8 protein-coding genes are annotated in these 21,997 nt (G+C 65.1%); 2 read left to right on the plus strand and 6 right to left on the minus strand.

What is annotated here, in order from left to right; translation table 11 throughout:
* Positions 1–35: 35 nt before the first annotated feature.
* From cysW to P9217_RS17620, 6 genes are all read right to left on the minus strand, one after another.
* On the minus strand, positions 36–920 hold the full coding sequence (gene cysW, locus P9217_RS17595) for a sulfate ABC transporter permease subunit CysW (protein WP_278087368.1): 885 nt from the start codon (positions 918–920) through the stop codon (positions 36–38).
* On the minus strand, positions 913–1,764 hold the full coding sequence (gene cysT / locus P9217_RS17600) for a sulfate ABC transporter permease subunit CysT (protein WP_278088298.1): 852 nt from the start codon (positions 1,762–1,764) through the stop codon (positions 913–915). The genes cysW and cysT overlap by 8 nt, the downstream gene beginning before the upstream one ends.
* 109 nt (positions 1,765–1,873) lie before the next feature.
* Positions 1,874–2,902, minus strand: a complete 1,029-nt coding sequence (locus P9217_RS17605) for a sulfate ABC transporter substrate-binding protein (RefSeq protein ID WP_127214004.1) — start codon at positions 2,900–2,902, stop codon at positions 1,874–1,876.
* Between the two features lie 200 nt (positions 2,903–3,102).
* Complete coding sequence (locus P9217_RS17610; protein ID WP_336618902.1) at positions 3,103–3,879, minus strand: M15 family metallopeptidase; 777 nt, start codon at positions 3,877–3,879, stop codon at positions 3,103–3,105.
* On the minus strand, positions 3,872–5,962 hold the full coding sequence (pbpC, locus tag P9217_RS17615) for a penicillin-binding protein 1C (protein WP_095824961.1): 2,091 nt from the start codon (positions 5,960–5,962) through the stop codon (positions 3,872–3,874). Before pbpC ends, P9217_RS17610 begins: the two co-directional genes overlap by 8 nt.
* Before the next feature lie 163 nt (positions 5,963–6,125).
* On the minus strand, positions 6,126–11,606 hold the full coding sequence (locus P9217_RS17620; protein ID WP_278087369.1) for an alpha-2-macroglobulin family protein: 5,481 nt from the start codon (positions 11,604–11,606) through the stop codon (positions 6,126–6,128).
* A 278-nt stretch (positions 11,607–11,884) separates the two neighbouring features.
* Between P9217_RS17620 and P9217_RS17625 the strand changes: the two genes are divergently transcribed.
* Both P9217_RS17625 and P9217_RS17630 read left to right on the plus strand, forming a co-directional pair.
* A complete protein-coding gene (locus P9217_RS17625) occupies positions 11,885–13,813 on the plus strand; it encodes an autotransporter assembly complex family protein (protein ID WP_278087370.1) in 1,929 nt (642 codons plus the stop codon).
* Between the two features lie 2 nt (positions 13,814–13,815).
* Positions 13,816–21,735, plus strand: a complete 7,920-nt coding sequence (locus P9217_RS17630) for a translocation/assembly module TamB domain-containing protein (protein WP_278087412.1) — start codon at positions 13,816–13,818, stop codon at positions 21,733–21,735.
* Positions 21,736–21,997 lie beyond the last annotated feature (262 nt).

The raw sequence follows: 21,997 nt of genomic DNA on the forward strand, positions 1-21,997 counted from the left end.
TTGATGCATGCTACGCGGTTTCGGGCGGCATGCATCTAATGTCCGCGTGTCGCGGCAATCTCGGCGCCGTAGCGCATCTCCAGAAGTGTTTTCAAGACCAGCGTCACCAAAGCCAGGCCGGCAAGCAGCGAGGCGACCGCGAAGGCCCCGACGGCGTTATACTCATTGTAGAGAATTTCCACATGCAGCGGCATGGTGTTGGTGAGGCCGCGAATGTGACCTGAGACCACCGACACGGCGCCGAACTCGCCCATGGCGCGCGCGTTGCAGAGTAGCACGCCGTAGAGCAGGCCCCATTTGACGTTGGGCAGCGTCACATACCAGAAGGCCTGCCAGCCATTGGCGCCGAGTGACAGGGCCGCCTCCTCGTCGCCATTGCCCTGTTCCTGCATCAGCGGGATCAGCTCGCGGGCGACAAAGGGGAAAGTGACGAAGATGGTTGCGAGCACAATGCCCGGCACGGCGAACAGGATGACGATGCCATGCGCCTTCAGCCACGCGCCGAGCAGGCCTTGCGCCCCGAAGAGGAGCACATAAACCAGGCCGGAAATGACGGGCGACACCGAGAACGGCAGGTCGATGAGGGTGGTCAGAAAGGCCTTGCCCTTGAACTCGAACTTGGCGATCGCCCAGGCAGCCGAGATGCCGAAAATGAGGTTGAGCGGCACCGAGATCGCCGCCACCAGCAGCGTCAGGCGGATCGCCGAGCGCGTGTCGGGGCTGGCAAGCGCCTCCGTGTAGGCGCCGATGCCTTTGCTAAGCGCCTCGTGGAAGACAACGATCAGCGGCAGAAGCAGGAAGACGGCGAGGAAGGTGAAGGCTATTCCCATCGCCACCCAGCGCACCGGCCTGCTTTCGGTCACCGCGGCCGACTGGCTTTCGTGATGCGGTTCGTAGGATTTGATCTCGGGATCAGCCATAGCGCTTGCGGCTCCATGTCTGGACGAGGTTGACGACCAAAAGCATCACGAAGGACAGCGCCAGCATGATCGCGGCGATCGCGGTCGCCGCCTCGTAATTGTATTCCTCGAGCCGGATGACGATGAGGAGCGGCGCGATCTCCGACTTGAAGGGCAGGTTGCCGGCGATGAAGATGACCGAGCCGTATTCGCCGACACCGCGCGCGAAGGCGAGCGAGAAGCCGGTGACGATGGCCGGCGCCAGTCCCGGGAAGAGCACACGAGTGATGGTCTGGAAGCGGTTGGCGCCAAGCGTGGCGGCGGCTTCCTCGACCTCCCTGTCGAGCTCCTCCATGATTGGCTGGACGGTGCGCACCACGAAGGGTAGGCCGATGAACACCAAGGCGATGACGATGCCGAGCGGGGTGTAGGCGACCTCTATGCCGAGCGGCATTAGAAGCTGGCCGATCCAGCCATTCGGCGCATAGAGTGTGGTGAGCGCGATACCGGCGACTGCGGTGGGCAAGGCGAAGGGCAGGTCGACCATCGCATCGGCGATGCGTCGGCCGGGGAAGCGGTAGCGGACCAGCACCCAGGCGACGATGGTGCCGAAGACGACGTTGACCGCGGCGGCCAGGAAGGCGGTGCCGAAGCTGATCTTCAGCGCATTGAGAGTGCGCCGGTCGACGGCGATCGCCCAGAAGTCGGTCCAGCCGAGCGCGGCCGAACGCCAGACCAGCCCCGAAAGCGGAATGAGGATGATGAGCGTGAGGTAGGCAAGCGAGAAGCCGAGCGTCAATCCGAAGCCCGGAATGACACTCGGCTGTCTGAACCGCCACCCCGCCTTGGCGGGTGCTGTGTTCATGCTGTTCTGGATCGTCCCTTCTTACTCAGACCAGAGTGCCCTTCGCCTCGGCTGGGGCACTCGTACAATAGACCCAATCAGGTTTCATCCGGCCTATGGCCGCCATGCTTCATTGGGCGGGCTTGTAAATCTGGTCGAATATACCACCGTCGCCGAAATGATAAGGCTGCGCCTTCTTCCAACCGCCGAATTGCGGATCGTCGATGGTGACGAGCTTGATTGCCGGTAGCTTGGCGAGATCCTCGGCAGGCACCAGGTCGGGCTTGGCCGGACGATAGTGGTTCTTGGCGATGATGGTCTGGGCTTCCTTCGAATAGAGCCAGCTCAGATAAGCCTCGGCGACCTTGCGGGTGCCCTTGGCGTCGACATTGCCGTCGACGACGGCGACCGGCGGCTCGGCCAGGATCGAGGTCGGCGGGTAGACGATGTCGAAATTGTCGGCGCCGAATTCATCGAGCGCGAGATAGGCTTCGTTCTCCCAGGCGATCAGCACGTCGCCCAGCCCCTTCTGCGCAAAGGTCACCGTCGAGCCGCGGGCACCGGTATCGAGGACGGGGACATTCGCATAGAGCTTGCCGACGAACTCCTTGGTCTTGGCTTCGTCATTGCCGTCATTGGCATTGGCATAAGCCCAGGCGGCGAGGTAGTTCCAGCGCGCGCCGCCCGAGGTCTTGGGGTTCGGCGTGATTACCTGGACGCCGTCCTTCACCAGATCGCTCCAGTCATGGATGCCCTTGGGATTGCCCTTGCGCACCAGGAAGATGATGGTCGAGGTGTAGGGAGCCGAGTTGTTCTCGAACTTCGTGCGCCAGTCCGGATTGATCTTTTTCGTCTTCGCGGCAATGGCGTTGATGTCGCCCTCGAGCGCCAGCGTCACGACATCGGCGTCGAGACCGTCGATGACGGCTCGCGCTTGGGCGCCGGATCCGCCATGCGACTGTTGGATGGTAACGGTTTCTCCGGTCTCCGCCTTCCAGTGCGCGGTGAAGGCCTCGTCATAGGCTTTGTAGAGCTCACGTGTCGGGTCGTAGGACACATTCAGAATGGTCGTATCGGCAAATGCGAAACCGAGCGAGCCGAACTGGACAGATGTGGCGACCAGCGCGCCGAGCAGTTTCCCGAAATGAGGGTTGGTCATTTCCGCCTCCGTTGAACGGCCCGAACTCTAGCGAATTTATAGAAATTAGATGCACTCAATGTTGCCTTTTTCATCTCCTTGCAGCAATTTTTCGCCGAGGGGCGGCCAGTCGAGGAAATATCTTCCTCACTTGCCAGCAGCGTGGTTCCTCGTCAGCGGGCCTAATTAGAACCGGCCGCGATCCGGGCAAGTCCTGTGCCCTAGTCGGCGGTCACCGGAAAATCGAAGCGCTGCTTTGGGAACGGCTCGTCGGCGAGGGTGAAATGCCACCATTCCCGCGCATAGTTGCGGAAGCCGGCGGCGCGCATGGCCGAAAGCAGCATCGTGCGGTGGGCCGTCTCGCTCGCCGAATCGAAACAGTCGAATCCGGTGCCGAAGTCGAGCGTGCGGGCGTCAGTCGCGCCGCAAGCGGAATGAGCCGGGCTTGTCTTGTCAAGCTCAGCGACGGCGAGGTCAACGGTCGAGCCCCGCGAGTGGCTGGACAGTTCGCCGACATAGCCCTCGGCGATGAGGTCGCCGCGCTCGACCTTCGGATACCATTGCGGATCGGGCGGGCCGCCTTGCCTTGTCCATCTGACCATGTCGGCGACGGCGCGTGCCGGGCGGTAACAGTCGAAGACGATCAGCGTGAGGCCCTCGGCCGTCATTGCTTTCTGGACGCCGGACAGCGCCTTCGCCGCCGGCGCGGTCAGGATGCAGACCGGCGCTTCGTAGCCGTCGACCTCGCGCTGCAGGAAGTTTCCCAGCCCGGCATAGCGGATGTCCTGGCGAATGGTCGGATCGACATCGGCGAGCCGGACGAATCCGGCGGGCAGGGGGGCGGCGTGGGCGGAGAAGGCAGCCAGGAGAGCCAGTGCCGGGAGGATTATAGCTGCTCCCGCTGAAGGACGGGTGTGCTTCGCAATAAGCCTCGAGAGAAGTGCCTTTCGATCCTTGAAAGGCGCAACGCGCCGAATCGCTTGCCCGCTTCTATTCAACGAAAACCTTCACGCTGGCCGCGCGGCCGGCGGCGTCGATAACGGTGAGCGTCGAATAGCCGGTGCCGTCGGGCTGCCAGGTCGCGATGCGGCGGCGGTCGATGCCGGCGAGCGGCTTGCCGTTGGCAAGCCAGCGGAAGGGCGCGCGGCCGCCCTGCAGCTTCAGCACAAGCGGCGAAGCGTCCGCCGAATTGGTGCCGAGGTCGACGCGAGCCCCGTCCGGCGGGAAGACGATGGTGGGCGCCGGTTCAGTCGGCGTTGCCTGCACCAGCCCGTCGGAGCCGGCGCCGAAGCGGGCGAGCGTCACCGGCAATTCTTCGCGTTTGGGATTGAAAAGACCCGGCGGCCGGCCGGGCAGCGGCACGCTGGCCAAACCCGAGCGGACAAAGCCTTCGAACAGAATGGGCGCGGCCGAAACATAGCCGGAGAGGCCAGGTACCGGGCCGGCGTCGGCACGGCCGACCCAGACGCCAAGCACATAGCGGCCGTCGAAGCCAACCGACCAGGCATCGCGATAGCCGTAAGATGTGCCGGTCTTGTAGGCGATGCCGCGCTGGGCCGCACCTTCGGGCGGCTTCACGCCGGACAGGATGTCGTCGATCTGCCAGGCGGCCTGGTCGTCGAGGATGGTGGCGGTGACGCGCCCGGCATTGGCCGGCTCGGTGCCGTCATGCAGCGTGTGCATCTTGCCGCCATTGGCGAGGCCGGTATACAGCTGCACCAGGTCGCGCAAAGTCACGCCGGCGCCGCCGAGGCCGATCGCCAGCCCGGGCGCCTCGTTGAGCGGCAGGACCAGGTTGACGCCGGCCTGGCGGAAGCGCGCCGTGAGCCGCGCGGGACCAACTGCGTCCAGCACCCGGATCGCCGGCACGTTGAGCGACAGCTGCAGCGCCTGCCTGATGCTGACGTCGCCTTGGTAGCCCATGTCGAAATTCTTCGGCCGGTAGCCGCCAAAGTCGGCGGGGCTGTCCTCGATGATCGTCTCCTGCGCCACCAGGCCTTGCTCGAAGGCAAGCCCATAGATGAACGGCTTCAGCGTCGAGCCGGGCGAGCGCACTACTTTGGTCATGTCGATCCAGCCGGATCGGCTGGCGTCGAAGAAATCGGCTGAACCGACTTCGCCAAGAATGTCGCCGGTGCGGGCATCGGCCATCACCATGGCGACGGAAAGCTTTGGGCCGAGCTTCCTGGCGGCCTCTTTCGCCACCTGTTCCAGCCCTTGCTGAACACTGCGGCGGATGGTGAGTTGCAGCGGCTTGCCGGGTTGAGCCTTGGGCAGCATGGCGTAGGACGCATGCGCGGCCAATGCCGGCAGCTTGCGGCGCAGGCCGGAGACGTCGTCGAGCGCGGCGCGCGCTGCCTCTCGTTCGTTGAGCAGACCGGCCGAGACCATGCGGGTGAGCACGCGGTCGCGCGCCGCATGCGCGATGTCGAGATTGCGGTCTGGCCGGCGCTTTTCCGGCAACTGCGGCAGCGCGACCAAAAGTGCTGCTTCCGATACGGTCAGCCGCTTCGGCTCCTTGCCGAAATAGGCGAGCGAGGCGGCGCGCACACCTTCCAGGTTGCCGCCATAGGGCGCCAGCGTCAGGTAGCGCTCGAGGATTTCGCGCTTGGACAAACGCCGCTCGATCTGGATGGCGCGCAGGATTTGCCTGGCCTTGGAGGCGAGGCTGCGGCTGTCGCGCGGCTCGATCAGACGGGCAAGCTGCATCGAGAGCGTCGAGCCGCCGGAAACGATGTGGCCGCTGGTGGCGAACTGCCCGGCGGCGCGACAAAGCGCCAGCATGTCGACGCCGCGGTGGTCCCAGAAGCGCTTGTCTTCATAAGCGACCAGCATGTCGACGAACTGCTTGTCGACCTGGTCGAGCCGGGTCCCAAGCCGCCAGTAGCCGTCCGGCGTAGCGAAGGCGCGCAAGAGTTCGCCGTCGCGGTCCTGCACTTCGGTGGAGACCGTCAGCGCCGCCGGGAGCGGCGGCGGGAAGGCGCGGTCGAGCTCCCAGAGAGCGGCGACGGAAAAGGCGAGACAGGCGGCGGAGGAAGCTGCCGTTATGGCAGCGCGGCGCAAAAATCTTTTGGAGAGCATGGTGCTGCCCCTCACCCTGACCCTCTTCCCGTGAAAGACGGGGAGAGGGGGGCGTCAGCGCTGGAGCTTGTCCCTTCTCCCCGTCTTTCACGGGAAGAGGGTGCCGGCAGGCGGATGAGGGGCAGCGCTATCGCCATGTTTGTGATCGCCAGCGTCGGAATACTTACTCCGCCTTGACCTCCATCATGCCGGAGGCGGTGCGGGCCGAATATTGCGGCCGGTACATGTCCTCCACCGTCGCCGCGGGATGGGCATAGGTGCCGGGCGTCACGGCGCGCACGACATAGGCCAGCGTGATGTTGCGGTCGCCGTCGCCTTCGTTGGGATTGAAGGCGGCGACGAAGCGGTCGTCCCGGAACTCCAGATGCGCGGCGTCGGTCTGCGCCAGCCAGGAGAAGTTCGACAACTGAGCGCTGGACACCAGGCTCGGATTGTCGATCTCGAAGCCGGCCGGCAACAGATCGGTGATCAGCAGGCGCGAGGGCCATTTGTTCTGCTCATAGACCTTGAGCACGACCACATAGCGTTCGTTCTGCCTGGCCTCGGTGATGTTGGCCTCGGTGCCATCGAGCCTGTAGTAGGTACGATCGATGGTGAAGCCGTCGCCGCCGGCCGGCAGCGGCTCGACGGGTGCGGCCACCGCGGTGACCACCGCCTGCAGCGCCGTCGTGCCGGTGTTGGCGATGGCGAGCGGGCTGTCGACAAGGTCGTTGCCGGCAACCCGATCGGAATAGCCGCCGGTATGCGGCGCGCCGTTGACGGAAAGCGTGATCGAATTGTTGCCTTCCTTCAGCGCCCTTGCCGCAAGAAGCATCCAGGATTCGTCCTGCGTGCTCGTCCAGCGGGCGTCGGCGCGTTCACGCGCCACCAGCCTGATCAGCTGCGGCACGATGCTCGGCACCGGCTTCGATTCCGCGGCCAGCGCAAGCATCGCCGCGCCGTCACGCAGGGGCGAGCCATAATCGGAGCGATAATAGTCGTATTCGGTGCTTGCCTGCGCCAGCCGCAAGGCCGTCTGGAAAGTCGCCTCCGAACGCTGGGTGTCGCCATAGAGCGCCAGGCTCGCGGCCAGTTGGGCGACAGCCATCGGGCTGGAGAAGGACTCGAGCTGCGTGTCCGAATAGTAGCGCAGATCGCCGATCGAGGCCTTCTTGTTGCGGGCGAGCACATAGAGCGCGTAGGCGATCTCGCTGCCGCGATCCTGGACGTCCTGGTCATAACCAAGCGAGTTCTGCAGGTTGTTCAGCGCCTGGTTCATCGCCTGAGCCGGCACGTCGTATTTCTGCTCGCGTGCCCGGGTCAGGAACTCCGTGACATAAGCATCGAGCCAGAGATCGCCGGACCCCGGGCCCCAGAGGCCGAAGCTGCCGCTTGATGCCTGGTAGCTCAGCACCTTGTAGACGGCATCTTGGATGCGCCCATGCAGGTCCGGATCGCTCTCCATGCCGATGCTTTTGGCCATGTCGTTGACATAGAGCAGCGGCAAGGCGCGGCTGGTTGTCTGTTCGGCGCAGCCATAGGGGTAGCGATCGAGCGTCATCAAAAGCGAAGGGATGTCGAAGGCGGCTGCCTGCGAGACGCCGATGCTGACCGAAGCACCGTCGAGCACGCTTGCGGCGAGCAGCTCCTTGTCGACGCGCAAGGCTCCGCCATTGGGCTTCAGGTCGACTACTATGCGGTTGGTGACCGGGAGCTGCGCCGGGCGCACCGGCAGGTAGAGCGTCTGCTCGACCTCCGTTCCGCCGTTATGCGCGAGCTTGACGGTGATCGAAGCGTCGCCCGCCGTCTGCGCGATCAGCGGAAATGAGAGCGCTTGCCGCTTGCCCTGGCTAAGCGTCAGCTTCTCGGGCAGGGGCTTGTCGCCGGTCGAGAGATCGCCGGTCGTGGTGACCGACAGCTTGTAGTCGCCGGCAGGGCCGTCGGTGTCGGCGATGTCGAGACGCATGGTCGCGGCATCGCCAGGCGCCAGGAAGCGCGGCAGGCCGGCGGTGATCACCACCGGATCGCGCACGATGACGTCGGTTTGAGCATGGCCGACGGCCTCTTTGGTCCAGGCGACGGCCATGACGCGCGCGGTGCCGTTGAACTGCGGGATGTCGAAATCGATCCGCGCCTTGCCGTTGGCATCGAGCTCGACCGGGCCGGAGAAGAAGGCGACCAGCTTCTCGGTCGGCGGGCTGCCCTGCGACCGCATGTTGGCGCCGTCGCCGCCGGTCCGCAATTTGCCGGTGGTGCCGAGCGAACCGTCGATCAGGCGGCCATAAAGGTCGCGGATTTCCAGACCCAGCATGCGCTGGCCGAAGAACCAGTCCTCCGGATCGGGCGCCTTGTAGTTGGTGAGATTGAGGATGCCGACATCGACGGCGGCGACCATCACATAGGCCTTGCTGCCGGCTTGCGCGCCGCTGACGGCGACCGGGATCGACAGCTGCTGGCGCGGGGCCGTCTTTCCAGGCGGCGTAAGCGCAACAGTGAGCTTTTTCGAACCCGGATCGACGGTCAGCCATTTGACGCCGATTGCGCGGGCCGGCATGCGCGATTCCTGCGCATCGCCGGGCCGGAACAAAGTCGCCGTGACATAGGCGCCGGCTCCCCAGTCGTTGCCGACCGGGATGTCGACGGTGCTGCCGCCGGTCGGCACCGAAGCGGTGACGGTCTTCAACAGCTTCTCGGCGCCGATGGTGACCAGGAGTTCGCCGGCAAAATGCGGCGACACCTTGAGCTTGGCCACCTCGCCAGCGGCATAAGTGTCCTTGTCGAGAGCGATCTCCAGGCCGTCCGGTGTTTCGGTGGTGGTCGAGGCGACGTACCAGCCGGCGTCGAACTCATAGCTGGTCGCCGGGCCATCGGGGTCGGCCGTCTCGACCTCGAGCCGGTAGCGGCCCCAGTCGACAGGAAGCGACACGGTCGCCTCGCCGTCGGCTTTCAGGTCGATCTGGCCGTTGGCGACGGCCTTGGTGAGGTTCACCGCTTCATAGTTCCAGGAATTGTTCGAACGGTACCACTGGTAATTGCGCTCGACCTTGACCAGCGACCACTGCGCGCCCTTCAGCTCCTCGCGTTTGCCGTTCGGATCGACGGCGATGATGCTGAATTTCGCCGTTCCGCCTTGCGGCACCTCGCCGCCTTCGAAATCCGGGCGGATGCCGATCATCTCCTTTTCCGGATGGACGGCGATGTCGAGCGAGCGCTCGACGGCACGGCCGCCGGCTTCGCGCATGCGGACTGTGACCTTGGCGTTGATCAGCTTGGTCGTGGAGGGCAGTTGGTCGATCGAGACCGGGAAGGTCGCCTTGCCGTCGTCGCCGACGAGGGGAAGGTTGGCCAAAGGCGTCACCGAAGGTTCGGCCGACTGCTCGTCGGCGAGACCGAAGGTGAAGTCCTTGAACCGATCCCAGCTGTCCGTGGTCGACAGCGTCATCTCGCCTTCAAGCGCGAGGCCGGCGGCCGGCGTGCCATAGAGGAAGCGGCCGTCGACGCTGACATTGGCTGTCTCGCCCTGCGCGATTTCCTTCTTGTCGGCCGTCAAGTCGAACTCGATGCGATCCGGCACGAAGTCTTCGACCAGGAACATATGGCTGGCGACCGGTGCCTGCTTGGGATCGGTGTAGATCGACACCGACCAGGTGCCGCGCATGGCGTTAGGCTCGAGCGACAGATCGACGGCATGGGCGCCGGCGGAAGCGCCGTCGCTGACGATACGGCGGTTCTCGACGCCATCGGGTCGGGTGAAGATGAAGGTCAGCGGCAGGTTCTCGACCGCCTTGGCGGCGCCGTCGCGCGCAAGGGCGGCGACATGGACGTCTTCGCCGGCGCGGTAGATGCCGCGCTCGGTCCAGGCATAGACGTCGAGCGCGCCGGGCGCGGCACGCCCGGCAACGCCGCGGTCCGACAGATCGAAACCGGCGCGGCCCATGTCGAGGAAGACGAAGTCGTTGTCGCCCTGCTTGGCCATCAGCACCGCCGGCACCATGCCGCCTTCGCCGCGCGTCAGGCCCGGGTTGAAAACGGCATGGCCCTCGGCGTCGGACGTCGCCGTGCCGAGGATTTCATTGTTCTTGGCAAGCAGCGTCAGTTCGGCGCCGGCAATCGGCTTGGCAGAGCCCAGCGAGCGGGCAAAGACGTTGAGACCGTCCTGGCCGGTATAGGTGGACAGACCGATGTCGGAAACGACGAACCACTGGGTGGCGCGCGAACCATAATCGTCGCTTTTGTCGTCGACCGGCTGGGCGGTCAGCACATAGACGCCGGGCTTGCGCTGCGGGATCGCCTCGTCGACCGGAAAGGAGGTGGTGACCTCCTTGTTGAGGTCGTTGGCGATGTCGAGCGTGCCTTCCCAGACCGGCTCGCCCATCTGGTCGGAAATGGTGGAAATGTCATAGCCGTCGAGCTGATGCGGGAACTGGTAGCCGGACAGAAGCTGCGCCAGCGATCGGTCGCCGATGCGGTAGAGCTTCATCTTGGCGGCGCTCATGTTGACGGTGACGACCGGAATGCCGCGGCGGGCGCCGGCCGGCAGCACGAAGCTGTCGCCAGTGAAGCGGGCCGACGGGGCGCGGTCCTGGACATAGATCGACAGCACGACCGGAGCGGCAATCGACTCGCCGATCGCGGCCGGCAGACCGGCGCGGAAGGTCACGTCATAGTGCTGGCCATGTTCAAGCCCTTCGACGCAGATCTGCTTGTCCTTGGCTTCGACAGCCTTGGGAGCGGCATTGTCGACGGTGACGAACTGCGAATAGTCGACGCCGGTCTTCACCAAGTCCTCGGAGAACTGGGCGCAGATGCGCGGCGAAGAGGAATCGGCATCGACGGAATGGTCGATCACGCGGAAACCCTTGCGTGCTTTGAGGTCGGCGTAGTCGGCCTGCACGGCTGGCGAGTTCACCAGCGCAAGGCTCGCCTCATAGGCCTGAATGGCCGGCCGGAAAAGGTCGCGCTTGTCGAGGCCGGCGGCAAGCAGCGCCAGCGCCTCGGCGCGGGTTTTTGCCGTGCGCACCAGCTTATAGGCGTTGAAAGCGGCCGAGGTGACGTTTGCCGGCAGGGTCGAGGGTTCGGAAGTGTTGGAAGCCGGCTGCACGCCGAGCGTCTCGCGCGCCAGCGCCAGCCAGAGCGCGCCGTCGTCGGGCAGGACGGACAGCGCCGCCTGGTATTTCTGCATGGCCAGGCGATGGTCGCCGGTCAGCGCTGCCTGCTCGGCCGCAGCCTGAAGTGCGGCCAGCCCTTCGGTCGGCTTGTCATACGCCGGATCGGTCAGCTTGTTGCGGAACTGCTGGGCCTGATCGGCCATCCAGTTGGGGAAGAAAGCAAGTGGAGGCGGCGCGCCGATATCGGGGTCGCCATCGATGTTTGCGACTTTGCCGGCGACTGCGCCGCTGAAGGGTTTCAGCTGATTGTAGTCGGATTTGAGAAAGCACCATTTGGCCTTCGTGTTGTAGGTGAAGGCGCGGCAGGCGGGATCGCCGAGGCATGTGGTCTTGCATTGGTCGAGGCTGACATTCTGGTCGGACCTGAGGTCGAAACCGAAATAGTCGGAGTTGTCGGTCGTCACGATTCGCCGGGCTTCGGCCGCTTGCGCGGCCCCGCTCAAGGCAAAGAACAGAAGAACGAGGAAAGAGAGACCACGAGCCGCGCGCATTGCCATATCACCCTCCCGACATTGCAGCGTCCGGCCATGATCAAGCATCAAACAGGCTTGTCAACGCCGAACGCGGCAGGTTTTCAACCCGCCAACGGTTTCCATGCCGGCCACAGGCCGGTATTTCGACAGAACCTCCATGGGACAAGGGTTCACGCTTTCTTGCGAAGGCGCAAAAGGTGTGAATTCCAAGCCCGGTCTATTTCAGACAATTGGATTGTGGCCCCTTTACGAGCGTTTCAGAACTTCATTCCAATTTTAGTTTTGTCGTCTAGGTTAGCGTAATGCCGGCGTATGAAACGCAGATGTCAGGAGGGATCGCGCCAGGGCGCGGGCTTCCGCGCGCCCTGCTTTTGGCGCTCGTCTGCGCGGCCATGCTCGCCGGCGAAGCCCGGCCGGCGGCTGCTTTCGAGATTTTCGGCATCAAGCTTTGGGGCTCGTCCAAGGACGAGGATGCCGACATCGTCGATCCGCTGCGTTATTCGGTGACCATTGACGCTCCCGATGCCGACAAGGATCTGGTCAAGAAGCTGGAAGATGCCTCGGCGCTCAAAAATGACGAGGAGCACCCGGTATCGGGGTCGCTCGGCTTGATGGCCAAGGCGCGCAGCGACCGCGAGCAACTGGTTGCCGCCCTTTATGCCGACGCCCGCTACGAGGGCGTGGTCACCATCACCATAGAGGGCAAGTCCATCGACGAACTGCCGCCGGACGCCGAATTCAAGGGGCCGCAGCCCATTCCGGTGGTCGTCAGCATCGCCGCCGGGCCGAAATTCACCCTCGGGGACATCAGACTGAAAGGCGACGCGGCCGGCCTGGCGAGCGCCGATTTCGGCCTGATCGCGGGCGGCGACGCCAGTTCGGGTGCCGTGCTCAAGGCCGAAGCGGCGATCGTGCGAGCGCTCAAGGAAGAGGGCAGACCGCTAGCCAAGGTGACGGATCGCGAGATCGTCGCAGACCATGACACCTCAACGCTCGACGTGACACTGACGGTCGCGGCCGGCCCGGTCGCCGGCTATGGCGACACCACCGTCGAGGGTACCGAAAAGGTCGATCGCGACTTCACCGAATACATGACCGACCTAAAGCGGGGCCAGCAATATTCGCCGCAAGAGATTGACGATGCCCGCGATCGGCTGCTCGGGCTCGAAGTCTTCAACAGCGTGACCATCAAGGAGGGCGAGAGCCTCGACGCTCAAGGCAACATTCCGATCGACGTCCAGGTGAGCGAGCGCAAGCCGCGCTTTTTCGGCGTCGGCGGCACGTTTTCGAACACGGAAGGACTGGGGCTCGAAGGCTATTGGGGCCACCGCAACCTGTTCGGCCAGGCGGAGAAGCTGCGCATCGACGGCTCCATCAGCGGCATCGGCAGCAACAGCATTTCCGCGCTCAACTACAATGCCGGCATCATGTTCGAGAAGCCGGGGGTGCTCGGGCCGACATCGAAGTTCTTCACCGGCGTCAAGACCGTGTTGGAGCACCCCGACGCCTATGACCATTTCTCGGTCAAGGGCGACGTTGGAGTCTCCTACGACCTCGACAAGAGGCAGCGGGTCTCGGCCGAATTCGACCTCGACTACTCGAGGATCACCGACGCCTTCGGCAAGCACACCTATCTGATCGCCAGCATTCCGCTGCAATATGTCTATGACAGCCGCGACAACAAGCTCAACCCGACCAGGGGTTTCCGGGCGCTCGCCTATGCCGAGCCGAGCTACGACATTCTGAACGGCGCGACCTTCCTCAAGTTGAAGGGCGAAGGCTCGGCTTACCAGTCGCTCGATACGGCGAGCAGATTCGTCCTCGCCGAACGCGCTACGCTCGGCTCGATCGTTGGCACCGGGCTGCAGAATGTTCCGGCCGACAGGCGCTTCTATTCCGGCGGCGGCGGCTCGGTGCGCGGCTATGCCTATCAAGGTATCGGCCCGAAGGACATCGACGGCCAGCCGATCGGCGGCCTGTCCCTGTTCGAGACCTCGGTCGAGATGCGCATGGCCGTCACCGACACGATCGGCATCGTTCCGTTCGTCGATGCCGGCACGGTCTCGACCAAATCCTTCCCCGATTTCTCCGACGTCAAGGTCGGCGCCGGCGTCGGTCTGCGCTATCTTACGCCATTCGGGCCGCTGCGCATCGACGCCGCCGTGCCGCTCAACCGCGATCCGGGCGATCCGCATTTCGGCCTCTATGCCGGCATCGGTCAGGCGTTCTGATGATGAGGATATTCTGGCGCATCCTTCGTATCTGCCTCTACACGCTGCTCCTGTTGCTGGTGGTGGCGATCGGCGCGCTCGCCGTGCTGACCGGCACCGAAGGCGGCCGTCAGAATCTCGCCGGTCTGATCTCGAAGCTGGCCTCGACCGAGGACCGCAAGATCACCGTCAGCGGTATCGAAGGCATCTGGTCCGGTCAGCTCAGGCTCGATCATGTCGTGCTGGAGGATCGCACGGGGCCCTGGCTGGTGGCGCGCAAGGTGGCGCTCGACTGGTCGCCGACGGCGCTTTTGTCGCGCAACTTCAGCGCCGATCGCATCGAAGCCGAGCGCATCGAGTTGGCGCGGCTGCCACGAGCCGGCCAACAGCCGTCGCAAGGCGCATCGAACAGTCTGCCGGTCTCGATCGACGTCAAAGAGATCGAGCTGCCGGAGATCGCGCTCGGGCAAGAGCTCGCCGGCAGCGGGATTGCCGAACTTGCCGCCAAGGGTTCGCTCAAGGCCGATCCATCGCCGCTGGCGATCGACACGGTGCTCAAAGTCGCCCGCCGCGACGGCAAGCAGGGCAATGTCGACGCCAAGGTCCGTTTCGCGCCGGCCGACAACAAGCTCGACCTCGATCTCAAGGCGTCGGAGCCGGCCGGCGGCATCATCGCCAATTTGCTCAAGCTCCCCGATGCGCCCCCCGTTGATATCGTCGTCTCCGGCACGGGGCCGCTCGCCAATTGGAACGGCATCGGCACGTTCGTTGTCGATCGTCAGATCGTCGCCCAGCTCACCGGCCGCCATCAGTTGAGCGACAAGGGCCACTATGTCGAGGCCAAAGGCGACGGCGAATTCGAGCGCTTCCTGCCGGAGAAGTTCAAGTCGCTGTTTGCCGGCAAGACGAATTTCGACGTGGCCGGGACGGCGACCACGACAGGCGGGATCGATATCGAGCGCGCAATTGTAGAGAGCGGCGCCGTGCACGGAACGGCCACCGGCAATGTCGACCCGAAGGGCGCCAGCGATCTTGCCGTCGAGCTCTCCGCCAAGGACAAGCCCGTCACCATCGACGTCGGCACCAGCGCGGTGCCGATCCTGGTCGCGGTCGAGAAGGCGACCGCACGCGCCTTTGGCGACGGCAAGGCGCCGATAGTCGACATCGGCACCTCGTTGGCCTCGATCGCCGTCGGCGGCACGCAGCTCAACAATGTGACGGGACAGGTCCATTCCGACGGCTTCGACGTCGCGACCCGCACCGGGCCGGTCAATGTCAAGCTCGCGGCCGCCGGCCTGAAGACCGACGTGGCGACCCTGGCGCCGCTGGTGACGGGCAAGCTAGCCGCTGATCTCGCCGGTTCGATCAGCCGCGACACCGTCACCGTCGACCAGGGCACGTTGCGCAGCGATGCGCTCAATGCCGCGCTGACCGCCGGCGTCTCGCTCGCCGACCTGTCGATGACGCTGAAGATGAACGCCGACGCCGTATCGAAGGCGCTGCCGCCGCAGATCAGCTCGCTGCTTGGCGAACGGGTGAAATTCTCGGCTACCGCGACCCGCGATCCGGAAGGCGCTTTCGCGGCCAACGAGCTGGAACTCACCTCCGGCTCGCTCAGCGCCAGCGGCACCGCCAGCGCGCAAGGCTCGGATATCAAGGCAAACGTCAAGGGAACGCTGGGCGATGTATCGGCGCTGTCGTCGCTGGCGGGCACGCCGCTTGCCGGCGGGGTCAATTTCGCGCTGACCGCCAGCGGTCCGCGCTGGGCGCCGGATTTCTCGGTGTCGGCCGACAGCGCCAGCCTGACGGCGGCCGGCCGCACGGTGAAGGACATCAAGCTCTCGGCGAAGGGCAAAGCCGACATCGCCAACCCCTCGGCCGATATCTCGCTGACGGGCAGCGTCGAGGAGCAGCCGCTCGACATCGAGGCGTCGTTGGTGACCGCTGCCGGCAAGCGCGCGATCAAGGGCCTCAGCCTTGCACTGGGCGACAACAAGGTTTCGGGCGACCTCGCGCTCGACGACCAGTTCCTGCCGGTTGGCACGCTGACGCTGGCCGTTCCCGATGTCGGCCCGCTGGCGGCGCTAGGCGGCCAGACGGCGACCGGCGATATCAACGGCACGATCGCCTTCGCCAAGGATGGCGCGGCTCCGAACCTCACCATCAATGCGGCCAGCACATCGATCGCGCGCGGCGAAGTGGCGGCGAAAGCGATCACCGTCAATGCGCTGATCGCCAATTATCTCAAGGGACCGGCAATATCGGGCACGATCAAGGCCGACAGCGTCACTTCCGGCAAGACGGTGGTCAGCGGTATCGGCATCGACCTGAGGCGCGACGGCGACTGGACCAATTTTTCCGGCGGCGCGACGGCATCCGGCATTCCGGCCACCGCGACCGGGCGCGTGAAGATCGCCGACGGCAAGACCAGCGTCGAGATCGCGTCCGGCGAAGCGACCCTGCGCGGCATCAAGGCGGCGATCGCCGAGCCGTCGCGCCTTGCAATCGCCAACGGCGTCGCCAGCGTCGAGAAGCTTGCGCTCAATCTCGGCGGCGGCTCGGCGACCATTTCCGGCAGCGCCGGCCAGATCCTCGACCTGACGGCCAATTTCGCCGGCCTGCCTGCGGCGCTCGCCAATGATTTCGTGCCGGGCCTCGATGCTGCCGGAACGCTGGAAGGCACGGCACATGTTACGGGGCCGTCGGCCAATCCCGATATCGAGTTCGACGCCAAGCTTGCCGGCGCCGAGACCAGCCAGACCCGCCAGGCCGGACTTGGGCCGCTCAATCTGGATGCCGCCGGCAGCTACGGTCTGGCGAGCGGCCTGGCCCTGGACCATGCAACGCTTTCGGGCGACAAGATTTCCGGCAACGCCGCCGGCAGCTTGAATCCGAACGGCGTCAGCGATTTTTCGCTCGATCTGACGTCATCCGGACCCAGCCTGCCGTTGACGATCGGCAGCGCCGAAAGCCCGGTCAAGATCGAGGTCCAGTCATTGTCGGCAAAGATAGCCGGCCAAAGCACGCAGGCCCGCCTCGAGGCTTCCGCCATCCTGCCTTCGGTTGCCGCCAGCCAGGTGAATGTGGACGGCCTTGCCGTTGCGCTGCATTCGGATGCGTTCGATCTCAAGGGGCGGGCAGGCCCGGTCTCCGGGACGGTGTCGATCGACAGGATCGGCCTGGACAATCCGATGATCGCGCCGTTGGTTGCCGGCAAGGTTACGGCCGAGGTCAATGGCCGTTTGACGAGCGACGCCGTTGCCGTCAACAGCGGCTCGCTCAAGAGCGATGCGCTCAACAGCCAGGTCGCCGGCCGCATGTCGCTGCGCGACGGCGCCGTCGACCTCAATGTGAACGCCAATGTCGCTTCTTCCGCCTTGCCGGCGGCGGTGCGCGGCATGTTGGGCGAGAGCGCGCAATTGAGCGCCGCGCTGAAACGCGACGCCAACGGCAATGTCAATGTCTCCGGCTTGAAGCTCAACTCGGGCGCGCTGAGCGCCGACGGGCAGGCGAGCCTTGCCGACAACAAGCTTGCCGCCGACATCAGGGGGGCGTTGAGCGACGTTTCGCTGCTGTCGAAAGACGCCAAGGGCGCCATCGCTTTTGGCCTGAATGCGCAAGGTCCGATTATGGCGCCCGACCTCTCGCTGACGGTGAACAGCGACAGGCTGTCCGTGGCGGCGCGCGAGATCACCGGACTGAAGCTCACCGCGACAGGCAAGGCCGATGCCGCCAATCCGGCGGCCGATGTGCAACTGACCGGCAATGTCGCCGGACAGCCGCTGCAGGGCAATGCGGTGCTTGCCACCGCCAATGGCAAGAGCGCGATCAACGGGCTTCTGCTGTCGCTGGGACCGAACAAGATCTCCGGCGACCTCGCGCTCGACGACCAGTTCCTGCCGGTTGGCACGCTGACGCTGGCCGTTCCCGATGTCGGCCCGCTGGCGGCGCTAGGCGGCCAGACGGCGACCGGCGATATCAACGGCACGATCGCCTTCGCCAAGGATGGCGCGGCTCCGAACCTCACCATCAATGCGGCCAGCACATCGATCGCGCGCGGCGAAGTGGCGGCGAAAGCGATCACCGTCAATGCGCTGATCGCCAATTATCTCAAGGGACCGGCAATATCGGGCACGATCAAGGCCGACAGCGTCACTTCCGGCAAGACGGTGGTCAGCGGTATCGGCATCGACCTGAGGCGCGACGGCGACTGGACCAATTTTTCCGGCGGCGCGACGGCATCCGGCATTCCGGCCACCGCGACCGGGCGCGTGAAGATCGCCGACGGCAAGACCAGCGTCGAGATCGCGTCCGGCGAAGCGACCCTGCGCGGCATCAAGGCGGCGATCGCCGAGCCGTCGCGCCTTGCAATCGCCAACGGCGTCGCCAGCGTCGAGAAGCTTGCGCTCAATCTCGGCGGCGGCTCGGCGACCATTTCCGGCAGCGCCGGCCAGATCCTCGACCTGACGGCCAATTTCGCCGGCCTGCCTGCGGCGCTCGCCAATGATTTCGTGCCGGGCCTCGATGCTGCCGGAACGCTGGAAGGCACGGCACATGTTACGGGGCCGTCGGCCAATCCCGATATCGAGTTCGACGCCAAGCTTGCCGGCGCCGAGACCAGCCAGACCCGCCAGGCCGGACTTGGGCCGCTCAATCTGGATGCCGCCGGCAGCTACGGTCTGGCGAGCGGCCTGGCCCTGGACCATGCAACGCTTTCGGGCGACAAGATTTCCGGCAACGCCGCCGGCAGCTTGAATCCGAACGGCGTCAGCGATTTTTCGCTCGATCTGACGTCATCCGGACCCAGCCTGCCGTTGACGATCGGCAGCGCCGAAAGCCCGGTCAAGATCGAGGTCCAGTCATTGTCGGCAAAGATAGCCGGCCAAAGCACGCAGGCCCGCCTCGAGGCTTCCGCCATCCTGCCTTCGGTTGCCGCCAGCCAGGTGAATGTGGACGGCCTTGCCGTTGCGCTGCATTCGGATGCGTTCGATCTCAAGGGGCGGGCAGGCCCGGTCTCCGGGACGGTGTCGATCGACAGGATCGGCCTGGACAATCCGATGATCGCGCCGTTGGTTGCCGGCAAGGTTACGGCCGAGGTCAATGGCCGTTTGACGAGCGACGCCGTTGCCGTCAACAGCGGCTCGCTCAAGAGCGATGCGCTCAACAGCCAGGTCGCCGGCCGCATGTCGCTGCGCGACGGCGCCGTCGACCTCAATGTGAACGCCAATGTCGCTTCTTCCGCCTTGCCGGCGGCGGTGCGCGGCATGTTGGGCGAGAGCGCGCAATTGAGCGCCGCGCTGAAACGCGACGCCAACGGCAATGTCAATGTCTCCGGCTTGAAGCTCAACTCGGGCGCGCTGAGCGCCGACGGGCAGGCGAGCCTTGCCGACAACAAGCTTGCCGCCGACATCAGGGGGGCGTTGAGCGACGTTTCGCTGCTGTCGAAAGACGCCAAGGGCGCCATCGCTTTTGGCCTGAATGCGCAAGGTCCGATTATGGCGCCCGACCTCTCGCTGACGGTGAACAGCGACAGGCTGTCCGTGGCGGCGCGCGAGATCACCGGACTGAAGCTCACCGCGACAGGCAAGGCCGATGCCGCCAATCCGGCGGCCGATGTGCAACTGACCGGCAATGTCGCCGGACAGCCGCTGCAGGGCAATGCGGTGCTTGCCACCGCCAATGGCAAGAGCGCGATCAACGGGCTTCTGCTGTCGCTCGGTCCGAACAAGATCTCCGGCGACCTCGCGCTTGATGAAGCTTTCGTGCCGGTGGGCACCGTGTCGCTCGATCTTCCTGACATCGGGCCGCTGGCGGCGCTTGCGCTGGAAAAGGCGGAAGGCGACGTCCGCGGCACGATCGCCTTCTCGAAGGCCGGCAACGCACCGAACGTCGCCGTCAAGGCAACGACGGCGGCGATCCGGCGCGGCGACCTCTCGGCCAAAAAAGTCGCCATCGACGCCCAGATCGCCAATTACCTTGCAGCACCTGTCATCTCCGGCAAGATCCGCGCCGACAGCGTGACCTCCGGCGGCACTGCCGTTACCAGGATCGATGTCGACCTGAAGCGTGACGGGGACTGGACCGGCTTTTCCGGCGGCGCCACCGTGAAGAACATTCCGGCGAAAGCGGCCGGCCGGGTGAAAGTGGCGAACGGCACGACGACCGTCGAGCTCGCGTCGGGCCAAGCGACGGTGCAAGGCATCAAGGCGGCGATCGCGCAGGCCTCGACCGTGACCATCGCCAACGGCGCGACGACGCTCGACCGGCTGGTGCTCAATCTCGGCGGCGGTACGGCGACGGTGACGGGCAAGGTCACGCAGACGCTCGACATCAACGCCAATCTGGCCAGGGTGCCGGTCTCGCTCGCAAACAGTTTCTCGCCTGGCCTCGATGCGGCAGGCTCGATCTCGGGCACGGTCAAGGTCTCCGGCGCGCCGGCCACTCCGACGGTCGCCTTCAATGTCGATGCCTCGGGCGTGCAGACTTCGCAGACGCGGGGCGCAGGCCTCGGCGGCATGAACGTATCCTCGTCGGGAACCTTTGCCGGCAGCAAGCTTGCCTTCGACGCCAACATCAGCGACGGCGCGGGCCTTGGTCTCAAGGGCGGCGGCACGGTGACGACGGCAGGCGGGCCGACCCTGGCGCTCGATTTCAAAGGCAAGGTGCCGTTTTCCTTCCTTGCCTCGAAACTCGCCGTGCAAGGCCTGGCGCTCAACGGAACCGCCAATGTCGACGTGCAGGTGCGCGGTCCTGTATCCGCGCCGGTGATCAGCGGCAAAGTCACGACGTCGGGCGCCCGTCTCATAGACGCGCGCTCCGGGCTGGCGGTCAACGACATCGGGGCCGACGTCTCGATCGGCGGCGGCGTCGCCAGGATCAATCGCCTGACGGGCACGTTGTCGACGCGCGGCAGCCTTTCGGCGAGCGGCACCGTCGGCATCATGCCGGCGCAAGGTTTTCCGGCCGACCTGTCGATAAAACTCACCGACGCCCGCTACACCGACGGCAGGGTGGTGACCGCCAACCTCGCCGGCGACCTGACCATCAAGGGGCCGCTCGTGTCGGCGCCGGTGATCGCCGGCACCATCAATCTGGCGAGGACGGTCATCACCGTGCCGGACAAGCTGCCCGGCTCGCTCTCGGAGTTGGATGTGAAGCATAAGAACCCGCCGCGCGCGGTGCGCGCGCAGGACAGAGCGCTGAACCCGCCGACATCCAGCAGCGGCGGCAGCAGCGGCAGCGGCCTTGTCCTCGACGTGACGGTCAACGCACCGAATCAGATCTTCATCCAGGGCAGGGGCGTCGACGCCGAGCTAGGCGGCTCGCTGAAGCTGACCGGCCCGGCATCCTCGCCGCAGGCCGTCGGAACCTTCACCTTGCAACGCGGCCGGCTGACGATCCTTGCCAAGCGGCTGACCTTCACCGAGGGCACAGTCGGGTTCCAGGGTTCGCTTGTGCCTTACCTCAACCTGACCGCGACCACGACGACCAGCAGCGCCACCGTCACCATCGTCGTTTCGGGCGAAGCGACCAACCCGAAGTTCAACTTCTCCTCCGCACCGGCGCTGCCTGAGGACGAGGTGCTGGCGCAACTGATCTTCGGCCGCTCGATGTCCAATCTCTCGCCGCTGCAGATCGCCCAGCTTGCCGACGCGGCCGCGCAATTGGCAGGGGCCGGCGGCACGACCTCGCTGCTGGACAATCTACGCAGCGCGATCGGCATCGACGATCTCGACGTGACGACCGACGAGAAGGGGGGCACCGCGGTTTCGGCCGGCAAGTACCTCAACGACCGTACCTATGTGACAATCCAGAAGGGCGACAAACCGGGCTCCGGCAAGGCGACGATCGATCTCAATGTCGGGAGGGGCGTGAAGCTGCGCGGCGAGGCCAACGACGCGGGCGAAGCCAAGGGCGGCGTCTTTTACGAACGCGAATATTGACGGTGTTGCCCGCCCCGGCGGGCTGAAGAGGACTTTTGGCGCGCGCACGAGGCCTGTCCGCCGGCAATGTCTTGATTTGATTGCCCTGTTAATTTTTGGAAATGTGCTGTGGACTAACAAATTTGCGTCAAGGCTGTCGCTATCACGCCAACCGGCCCCATTCCAAAGTTGCACATTCCCCACCATGTTCCAATTCCAAACCGGCTTTTGACATCACGGTCTGGATGCGGAATGTTAAAAGGCAGAAAGCCAAACAATGGGA

The organism is Mesorhizobium sp. WSM4989, assembly GCF_029625795.1.
Lineage (GTDB): Bacteria > Pseudomonadota > Alphaproteobacteria > Rhizobiales > Rhizobiaceae > Mesorhizobium.

Coding starts and splice junctions, on each gene's coding strand:
- P9217_RS17625 (WP_278087370.1), top strand. CDS start 11,885: ATGCCGGCGTATGAAACGCAGATGTCAGGAGGGATCGCGCCAGGGCGC.
- P9217_RS17605 (WP_127214004.1), bottom strand. CDS start 2,902: ATGACCAACCCTCATTTCGGGAAACTGCTCGGCGCGCTGGTCGCCACA.
- cysT (WP_278088298.1), bottom strand. CDS start 1,764: ATGAACACAGCACCCGCCAAGGCGGGGTGGCGGTTCAGACAGCCGAGT.
- P9217_RS17620 (WP_278087369.1), bottom strand. CDS start 11,606: ATGGCAATGCGCGCGGCTCGTGGTCTCTCTTTCCTCGTTCTTCTGTTC.
- pbpC (WP_095824961.1), bottom strand. CDS start 5,962: ATGCTCTCCAAAAGATTTTTGCGCCGCGCTGCCATAACGGCAGCTTCC.
- P9217_RS17630 (WP_278087412.1), top strand. CDS start 13,816: ATGAGGATATTCTGGCGCATCCTTCGTATCTGCCTCTACACGCTGCTC.
- cysW (WP_278087368.1), bottom strand. CDS start 920: ATGGCTGATCCCGAGATCAAATCCTACGAACCGCATCACGAAAGCCAG.